The organism is Microcoleus sp. (assembly GCF_049646505.1).
In the GTDB taxonomy this organism is placed as follows: Bacteria; Cyanobacteriota; Cyanobacteriia; order Cyanobacteriales; family Microcoleaceae; genus Microcoleus.
In genome coordinates this window covers 1-8,064 of record NZ_JBARVX010000513.1, presented here as the reverse complement: position 1 = coordinate 8,064, position 8,064 = coordinate 1, and the positions used below count along the sequence as shown (strand labels likewise).

General features: G+C 46.9%; 3 protein-coding genes. All 3 read right to left on the bottom strand.

The features are described from left to right. A partial coding sequence (locus WBA89_RS24475) for a PAS domain S-box protein (RefSeq protein ID WP_424410088.1) occupies positions 1-4,306 on the bottom strand: 4,306 nt, incomplete at its 3' end. 826 nt (positions 4,307-5,132) lie between these two features. Then, positions 5,133-7,142 carry an ABC transporter ATP-binding protein gene (locus tag WBA89_RS24470; RefSeq protein ID WP_424410086.1) on the bottom strand — a complete coding sequence of 670 codons (2,010 nt, stop codon included), beginning with the start codon at positions 7,140-7,142 and terminating at the stop codon, positions 5,133-5,135. 270 nt (positions 7,143-7,412) lie between these two features. Beyond that, positions 7,413-7,922, bottom strand: coding sequence for a hypothetical protein (locus WBA89_RS24465; protein ID WP_424410084.1), 510 nt, complete (start codon positions 7,920-7,922; stop codon positions 7,413-7,415). Between the last annotated feature and the right edge of the window lie 142 nt (positions 7,923-8,064).

The window sequence follows — 8,064 nt, the reverse complement described above, 5'->3', positions numbered from 1 at the left end:
CAATTTTACCAGCAGATGTTTTAACCGGAATGTTTAGCAGAGAGTGCAATCCTATATTAGTAAAAAACTCCCGCTCGACTGGATCGGTAACAGTCTCAAAATCATCGATCCGAATGATTTCCAAATTAACAATCCGCTCGGCGTGAGAACCAGTCACGCCCGCAGGATATGAACCCAAAAGCGAAGGCAAATCAGCATTTTTTGCCTCGTATTCCAGATTCCAAATAGGCTGCGAAGCCTCGATCGCGTACCAAATAAACACACAGCGATCGAGTTGCAGCAATTCGCAAATCTGGTGTACAGTTGTTGCTAAAATAGTATCTAAATCCAGAGATTGGCGGATCTTGCTAGCTAGTTGGTTCAGCAGCGTTTCCTGCTCCGCTAATTTGCGGAATTTCGCTTCCGACTCTTGCAACTGTCTTTGAGCTTCTTTTTGTTTTGTCACGTCCACACCCAAACCGATTAAACCGATCGCCCTACCACAATCATCTTTTACCTGAGCTTTAATTGTCTCCAACTGGTGATACTCGCCGTCAGCAAACAGCAGGACTTCTTGTGCGTGACAGGGAGTATCTTGGTTCCAGGCTTGCTCGTCAGATGCCATGCAGTTAGCAGATGCTTCTAATCCCAAAACTTCGGAATAGTGAGAGGCTGCCAAAAATCGATCTTCGGATACAGCCACATCTTCGCAGAAAGTTTTGTTGACTAATAACATCCGCCCGCTAGCATTTGCCATCCACACCCAGATCGGAGCGTTGTCAATAATTCCCCTCAAAGTTTGTGTTTGGGAGGCGAGAGCTTCTTCTGTTTGTTTGCGCTTGATTCCCAGGGCGATCGCATCAACACTCAATGCTAAAGCAATTAGCATTGATTCCTGCAACTCCTGGCGAGCAAACATCACGATTACTCCAACCAACTGATTGTCAACAATTAGCGGATATCCAGCAAAAGCTACCATTCCTTCTCGCGATGCCCATTCTTTATCGCTGACTAGGGAATCTGTTACCACAGAATTAGTGATGTGAGGTTTTCGCTCTCTGGCGATTAAACCAACCTTGAATTCACCGACACCAATGCGGCTGTGAGCGCCGTCAATGTGAGTATAAATCCCCGAACTTGCTTGCATTTCTAAGACATTTTCCTGTTCGTTCAGCGTCCAAATCCGAGCCAGCGCAGCATCCAAATGGCGCACAACTGCATCGGTGCATTGTTGCAAAGTTGCAGGTAAACTATGGTTTTGAGTTAGAGCAATTCCAATATCTGCAGTGAATAAAGAAATTGTCAATTGTTCTGCTAAACTTTGTTCTGCTTTTTTGCGCTCTGTAACATCCGTAGCAGCACCGAGACGCTGCTGGATTTTTCCCTCTGCTGTTCTGCTAAATACAATTTCGCGACTGACTAACCAGCGCCAACAATTTTGTGAGTCGCGCACCCGATATTCGTACTCAACAACCTCGCCGTCGGGAGCATTTTCTAACTGCTGCAAATATTCGGGAACTCGATCTAAATCTTCAGGGTGGATAATGGTCTGCAACAGATTGCTGCCCATTGTGGCAACTTCTTCGAGACTATAGCCTAGAGTGTCAGTGAGTTCGCGGTTGCTGTAGACATTTCGCTGCTCGATATCATCGTAAACATAGAGAATATTTGGAGTTGCATTAGCAATGCGCTCGACAAAATGCTGGCTCTCTAGCAGGGCTGCTTCTGTTTGTTTGCGATCCGTAATGTCGATCGAATTACCAATCATGCGGTAGATGCTGCCAGAGGCATCCCGCAGCGGTGTCAGAGTTATGATATACCAACGTTCTGCACCTTCGATCTCGGCGCTGTCTTCGTAGGCAATCGAGCTGTCGGCCCTCAAACAATCGACGCACCTTTGCCGAAAATCTGCTGCTATTGGCGGGGGAAAAAGTTCTTCTGGGGTTTTGCCTTTGACATCATTGCTCAAAATACCTGTAAAGGCTTCTGCTGCAGCATTCCAGCCCGCGTAGCGAAACTCTCTATCTGCGCCGATATCTACCACGAAAACAGCTTGACTGGAGCCGTTATAGATGCTGTTTAAAAATTCTTCTTGTTCGCGCAATTGTGCTTCAGCTTTTTTGCGATCGGTAATCTCGACAGCACTACCAACAATGCGAAAAATTTTGCCAGATTTGTCTCGCAGCGGAGTCAGAGTTGTGATAGACCACACTTCTGTCGTGCCAAAACTAACAGCTTGTTCGTATAAAACTGAGCTATTTTCTAGCAAACATTCTCTTAATTTATTCCGGAAAAATGCTGCTGCAGACTCTGACAAAATCTCTTCGGGAGTTTTGCCGCGCGCGAATTCACTGCTGATGCCGCTGAGTAACTCTGCTCCTCGATTCCAGCCAACGTAGCGAAATTCTCCGTCTTCGCCGACATCTACTACGAAAATGCTGTAGTCTACGCCGTCGTAAATGCTGCCCAAAAATTCTTTTTGCTGCTGTAATTCTTGTTCTATGATTTTGCTCTCTGTAATATCCGAGTGTGTTCCCACCCACAGGCGAACGCTGCCGTCTGCGTTCAATAGGGGCACAGCGCGCACGCTCATGTACCTGTACTCGCCGTCGTGCCGCAGCAAGCGGTGTTCTATTTGGTATAAGGTGCTGTTGGCAAGTGCATCAGACCACATCCTGGCAGTATATTCTCTGTCGTCTGGATGGATAGCATCCAGCCACCCCCATCCTTTGATTTTGTCGTAAGTCGCTCCGGTGAATGCACTCCATCCTGTTTGTTCGGTGACAACTTCGCCGGCGGCTGTAGTGTCCCAAACAATTTGGGATGTGGCTGTAATTAAGCAGCGGTAGCGTTCCTCGCTTTCTTCCAGGGCTTTTTCTGCTTGTTTGCGATCGCTAATATCGCGAGCAACTCCGACTACACCGATGATGTTTCCGGCTCGATCGCGCAAAGGACTTTTGGTAGAGAGAAATGTTCGGATGTTACCCTCGCTATCTTTTGCTACTTCCTCGATCGTTTCCTCAATCCCAGATTGCCAGATCCGGCGGTCATTTTCCACCAGCATATCTGCAATCTCCGGTCCAAATAATTCTGCATCTTTTTTGCCAATAATTTCAGATTTTGGCAAGCCAATAGCGGCCGCCGCTGGAGAATTTACCAAGAGGTGGCGGCCCTGAGTGTCTTTGACAAAAATGCTGTCACCTGTACTTTCGATGACGCTTTCAAAGAGGATGTTGCTCTCTAGTAGCGCGGCTTCTATTTCTTTGCGATCGGTGATGTCGCGAGATATGCCAATTACGCCGATAATATTTCCTTCCGAGTCGCGCCAAGGAGATTTCGCTGTTAGCAGCGCCCGCACTTCTCCATTTTTGGGGACAAGTTCTTCATAGCTTACATTTTCTCCCGATGCAATTGTCTTGCGGTCTCCTTCGATAATTTCCTGGGCAATTTCTGGGGGAAATAAATTTGTATCATCCCGGCCTAGCATTGCATCCGCCGATGTTTGCAGCCAGTCAGCAGCCACCGAATTTACGATCGCGTAGCGGCCTTGAATATCCTTGACAAAAATGATATCCGGGGTGCTTTCTATCACGGAACGCAAGATAGAATTGCTCTGCTCGATCGACTCTTGGGCTTGTTTGCGATCGGTAACGTCGCGGCCGATCGCGTACATCAATTCTTCTTCGCATACAGGGCTAACAGTCCAGGCTATCCACTTGTAAGACCCATTTTGACACAGCCAGCGGTTTTCAAAACCAACGCTACTGTTTCCCGCAGCAATGCTTTCAGCTTCTTTGATAGTAGCTTGGCGATCGTCTGGATGCACGAATTCAATGAAGAGTTGGCCAACCATTTCTGCTGGGGAATAGCCGAGTATTTTTTCTGCTGCTGGGTTGATGCGTTTGAAATAACCGTCAAAACCAATGACGCACAGCATATCTGGCGAGAGGCTAAAAAAGCGATCGCCCTCGTCGGATTTGCCCGATTGGCGATCGTTTTTCTTAGCAGCAGAGGCGTGCGATCGCGCCGCTGCAGCCAGCAGGACAATATTTGCTATTGCCAAAAATCCCAGGGCGATCGGGCGATCGTACAAACCACAGGCACCGCTTGCTACCAGCCACCCGTTTAGTAGCAGCAGTACGACTATCAAAACTGAAAATTGGCTGCTGCGGGCGATCGTCGCTAAGCTGATGTTGTTTTCATATAGCATTCTGGATTTAGTCTTTTGTTTTCTGTTGACTTCAGCAGCCGCGATTTCTCTCAACCGCATTTGCAGAAAGTGTAAAAATTTATTATTTATTTTTTTGATATGAACAGAATCAGTCATTTTGTTACTCCAAAATTCAGAGGGATATTGGCTGTTTAAAACTTAAAATCAAACTGTTTAAATGCTGTAAAAAATTCCAACACTGCGAATTCAACCATTGTAGCCCACATTCCGCACTCTCAACTATCACAATCGGTTTTTACTTGTTTCGATCGAGCAATAAAACTATAAATTATACTTCTGCACCGAAAGCCCAACGGATATAATTCTTTCAAAGGGTATAATCTATTACGCTGTAAATCGATTTTTCTGAGTAATTGTGCTGCATGACATCCTAGGGTGCGGAATGTGGGTTGTAAGTATTACCTAAATCTCAGCAATCCGACCAGCAAATTCAGTATATTTACGGAATTTGCTAGTGATTTATAATAGCTAAGGCACGCATTTTATAATTTTTTCAACAGGTTTAAAGGGTTTATTTCTCATCATGCACTAAACATTGCTGTCAGTCATTGGACATTTGGCCTAATCTAGCTAGTGCCGAAACAAAACTTAATTATTTAGAGTAAATTAGAAGCGCATTATTAAGTGATATCGTGTCCCGTCGATTGCCAAAACAAAAAGGGTTCGTAGTGCGTCATACCAATTTCATAAAGTAGCGCTAGATATTACCCCCCCAACCCCCCCTTATTTCGGGGGGGAGTGGGGGGGGTAGTAGCACATAGGTCAGAAAAATGGTATCAGTCAGTGTCCGCAGAACGAAAGCGGACACTAGGACGCACTACGAACCAAATCTTATCGAGGTACGCGGGCGAGCAATTCCAGATAAAATTGCCAATCGCGGGCAGATATTGAAAGAATCTGCGTTAATTTGTGTAAATCTGCCTTAATCTGCGGCTTGCCTTTCGATCGCAGATTTGGCACTCTTGTCTGCTGCTTCGCGGCCTAATTGCTGTTGGCGAATGCGTTCCAAATTCCCCGCCGGAATAGCAGCGATAAGTTGCTTGGTATAAGCTTGTTGCGGTTGGCGGTAAATGCGATCGGCTGTACCCATTTCCTCGATTTTACCTTTGTTCATGACGATCGCGCGATCGCTCATAAACTTAACCACGCTCAAATCGTGAGAAATAAAAATATAAGTCAGTCCAAACTCTGTTTGCAACTCCTTCAGCAAATTTAAAACTTGCGCCTGTACCGACACATCTAAAGCAGAAACCGACTCATCGCAAATAATAAACTTTGGATTCAAAGCCAAAGCTCTAGCAATACAAACTCGCTGCCGCTGTCCGCCAGAAAACTCGTGGGGGTAGCGCCGCATAATATCGGGATTCAAACCCACTCTATCCAACAAATAAGCCGCGCGATCGCGCTGTTCTTTCTGGTTCTTGCCAAAGCGGTGAATCACCATCGGTTCCATCACCGCCGCCCCAACACTCAGGCGCGGATCGAGAGAACTAAAAGGGTCTTGAAAAATAATTTGCAAATCGCGCCGCAGCCACCGCAATTTGCGATCGTACTCTTTTTTTCTTTGATAATTAGCGATCCACTGCCCTCTGGCACTACTTTTCGCCGGAGGAGTAATTTCTTGACCTTCAAAAAATACTTTACCGCTGGCGATCGGAATTAATTGCAACAAAGCTCTTGCTAAAGTTGATTTTCCGCAGCCAGATTCGCCCACCAAACCCAAAGTCTCGCCCGGGTAAACCTCAAAAGAAATATCGTTTACCGCCATAAATAAACGTTTAGTTTCGCCAAACATTCCCTGCACGGGAAAACCGACTCGCAAATTATTAACAGCTAACAAAGGCTGGGAAATATTCGGCAGCCTGGGCGGTTTTCCGGTGGCAAAAGCGGAAAGTCCGCCGCTGCTGTCGCCGTCTAAATCGATATTTTTCTCGACAATTATCAATTCGCCGCTGGCATTTGTGCTGACATCCATAAAATCGGAAACTGTCGGCAAGCGGCGCCTTTGCCGATCGAGAGTTGGGCGGCAAGCTAACAGACCTTTTGTGTAAGGATGTTGGGGATTGCTGAAAATTTGTTCGATCGCAGCGCACTCAACAATTTTGCCTCGGTACATCACCGCCACCGTATCGGCAATTTCAGCAATGACAGCCAAATCGTGGGTAATAAAAATCATTGCCATGCCTCTAGAGTCGCGCAACTCGCGCAGCAAAGCTAAGATTGTGGCTTGGACTGTTACGTCTAAAGCCGTTGTCGGTTCGTCAGCAATTAATAATGTTGGATTGCAGGAAATGGCCATTGCAATCATCACGCGCTGGATTTGACCGCCGGAGAGTTCGTGGGGGTAGCGATCGAGCATAGCTTGTTTTTGGCCGTTGATGAGCTGCATCAAATCGCGATCGTTCTCCCCAACAGCTTCTTGCTGCCCCAAACACCGCTGCCGGAGTTCTTCGTCTCCCGCTAGCAGCTTCACCTCTTGCAGCAGAGAAGCAGCTTGGCGCCGCGCTTCTGTCTGCGACACCTTTTGGTGCAGACAAATGGCTTCTGTGAGTTGAAATCCGATCGTATAAACAGGATTTAGCGAACTCATCGGCTCTTGAAAAATCGTCGCAATCTGGCTGCCCCGGTAGGTTTGTTTTTCCCTGTCCGGCATGGCCAACAGATTTACAGATCCTTTGCTAGCGCCGTCTTTGGTCGGATAGAACCAAATTTCGCCCTCGATATTTGTTGAGGAACTCGACAGCAAATTCATCACGGCCAGGGATGTTACGGATTTTCCCGACCCCGATTCTCCCACAATTCCCAGAGTTTGCCCTCGCTTGACCTCAAACGAAACGCCGTCAACAGCTTTGACTGTTGCAGACGCATCGCCTGCGTCCGCAGATGGAAATTCAACCCGCAGGTTGCGAACTTCGAGGACGGTTTCACTCATGGATATCTACGGCAAAAGTTAAATGGAGATTATGTGGATTGTAGCAGGGCTCGCTCAAGGCAGAAGGCAGGGGGAAAGTCTGAATTTTTAAATTAGAAATTTTTTAACTAATGGCGATTTTCGCGCTGATGAGTGAAATATAGATGCTTGGGTAGGAGGGACAGGGCAGTGCCGTGTCCCTACTATATTTCATAGAATGAAAAACTGCGATCGAACTCAAAACTGACAAGTCGGAACTACTTAAGTGCCTTCTGACAGAGAGGAATTTTCTCAATAACCGATGACTTGAGTGTCTGCAGGCAGTGCAGTGGCCTCGGAGACCTTTTTAAACACGGTTGCTTGCTCGTTTAAGGAATTAGGTCTCGCCTGTCCGGGATTGGTGCCTTGCAACTGAAGGCGCATTTGACCTTCGGGAGTCAGCTCAAAAATAGTTTCAACCGTTTCTGTGCTGCTGAGGCCGACATCCAGGTGCATTGGTTGTTGACCGAGATTCACTTTGTACCTCATTTCTTTGGCGCGGGCGGCTCCGTCGGGGCCTTTAGCCATGAGAAATAATTTGCCTTCTGGGGCGAAGACGAAGGTGAAAGACTGACCGGATGGGACTGTACCTTGCCATTGACCTAGGAGTTGCTGGTCGATGTTGCTAGCGGCCGGGGCGGCTACTTCGCCAATTGTTGGTTCTGCTGCGGATGCCGGGCCCGGTGAAGCGTTGAAGCTGGCGAGGATGCCGAAGCAAATGCCAGTTGCGATCGCTTTGCCAATCATTTTTGAATTAGACATGAGACCGATCTAAAAATTGGTTATTCTTTTGTACACTCTAGCGGTAAAAGCGTAAATTGTTTAGTTTTAAGTTCTTTTAGATATAGATATATAGCCTTTCAAGCGAAAGATGAGGTACTGTGCGGGATAGGGCATAGGGCAT

Coding starts and splice junctions, on each gene's coding strand:
- WBA89_RS24465 (WP_424410084.1), bottom strand. CDS start 7,922: ATGTCTAATTCAAAAATGATTGGCAAAGCGATCGCAACTGGCATTTGC.
- WBA89_RS24470 (WP_424410086.1), bottom strand. CDS start 7,142: ATGAGTGAAACCGTCCTCGAAGTTCGCAACCTGCGGGTTGAATTTCCA.